This window comes from Microcystis sp. LE19-84.1B (assembly GCF_027531875.1).
Taxonomy (GTDB): domain Bacteria; phylum Cyanobacteriota; class Cyanobacteriia; order Cyanobacteriales; family Microcystaceae; genus Microcystis; species Microcystis panniformis.
Window position 1 is genome coordinate 1 of record NZ_JAPZSR010000384.1, and the last position, 1,352, is coordinate 1,352.

Below are 1,352 nucleotides of genomic sequence, written 5' to 3' on the forward strand. Positions count from 1 at the left end.
GTCAGTCTGTAGAGCGACCATAAGACCAGAACAGAGTAAATCTGTTAAGGCAGGTGCGGAACCCCGCAAGGGAAAGAAGCAGAAACCCAAATCGTGAGGTTTGGGAATCACCGTCCGTTTACGGCGGTGAGGATGTCAAAACTACCCTTGACTGTGGAAAGTATCAAGAATACCTACGCGGCTGGACGAGGAAAAAGAAAGAGTCGAGACGGAGCAAAAAGTAAGCGTGGAGGGATTCCAGGTCGTGTGGATATTCTCCTCTCCGATCTCCCCCGCAACGCGCACGAAGTGGTCTCCCCACACCCTTCTCCCTTTTCCCCCAATACTATCGGGACGGGGAAGAATTGATCGGGGGTAAAGAAGGAGAAATTTCGCTACCTCGATCGAATATTTCCAGATTCCATTGACCGAAACGATTACTTTCAAAAGCAATAAAACGACCGTTCCCACTAATCGTCGGACGACGCACTTCTCCTAAAATATTTTCGGTGAGATTTTTTGCTTGCAGAGTTTGTCGATCATAAATATATATATCGGGTTTACCGGACTGTTCCGACACATAAACAATATAACGACCATCGGCACTAATATCCGGTTGATCTTGATAGGTTTTTGCTTGATTTAACCCGGGTAGGGGAACTAAACGATTAGCCACTCGATCGAATAAATAAACCGTTCGTTGACCCCTGCGATCGGAGGCAAAAACCAGATAACGACCATCGTAGTTAAAACGGGGATTATCTTCCGAGGAAGGGGTATTTAAAGTATTTCCTAAAAGCTGTTGGGGAGGGGTGACAAAACCCGCATCACTACATCCCCCCAGACTGATGATATTAACCGCAAGCAAAAGTCGCAGAAGTTTAGGAAACCTGATCATCGGTCGGCACCGGGGAAGGAAGGATACAACAATTAATATCATCAAGACAAACTTTACCCCAATGCAATGCCCAACGCACCAATTCCACCCGATTATCGGTTTTTGTTTTTGTCAAGATATTACTAATATGATTATCAACGGTACGCTTACTAATCTCTAGCTTTTCCGAGATTTCTTGATTGGTTAAACCATTAGCCACTAAATCGAGTATTTCTAGCTCTCGATCGGATAATGAAGCGGCTGTTTGAAACTTCCCAGCAGACATGAGTATAATTCCTCTCGTATATGTACTTATCATTCTAGAAGAATTTTTTCCCCAGGAATCGATAATCAGTATTAGGGGTCGAGAAGGTCGTCACCGACCTCCCCTCCCATTCAGAACCGTGCATGAGACTTTCACCTCACACGGCTCCTAGTTTGACTGTTCCCTTGTTAGGGATACAACTTGACTTCTTTTGGTTGCCATCTTGGCTTC

At 45.0% G+C, this 1,352-nt stretch carries 2 protein-coding genes and 1 pseudogene; 1 reads left to right on the forward strand and 2 read right to left on the reverse strand.

The annotated features are described in order from the left end of the window. Nucleotides 1–152 precede the first annotated feature (152 nt). A pseudogene (locus O9324_RS21555) lies at nucleotides 153–255 on the forward strand (IS30 family transposase); the annotation flags it as partial. Nucleotides 256–325: 70 nt separating this feature from the next. Here O9324_RS21555 and O9324_RS21560 read toward each other — a convergent pair. Next, nucleotides 326–877 carry a TolB family protein gene (locus O9324_RS21560; protein WP_287629367.1) on the reverse strand — a complete coding sequence of 184 codons (552 nt, stop codon included), beginning with the start codon at nucleotides 875–877 and terminating at the stop codon, nucleotides 326–328. Beyond that, nucleotides 861–1,142, reverse strand: coding sequence for a photosynthetic electron transport-dependent transcriptional regulator PedR (gene pedR / locus O9324_RS21565; RefSeq protein ID WP_002754772.1), 282 nt, complete (start codon nucleotides 1,140–1,142; stop codon nucleotides 861–863). Before pedR ends, O9324_RS21560 begins: the two co-directional genes overlap by 17 nt. Nucleotides 1,143–1,352: the final 210 nt, after the last annotated feature.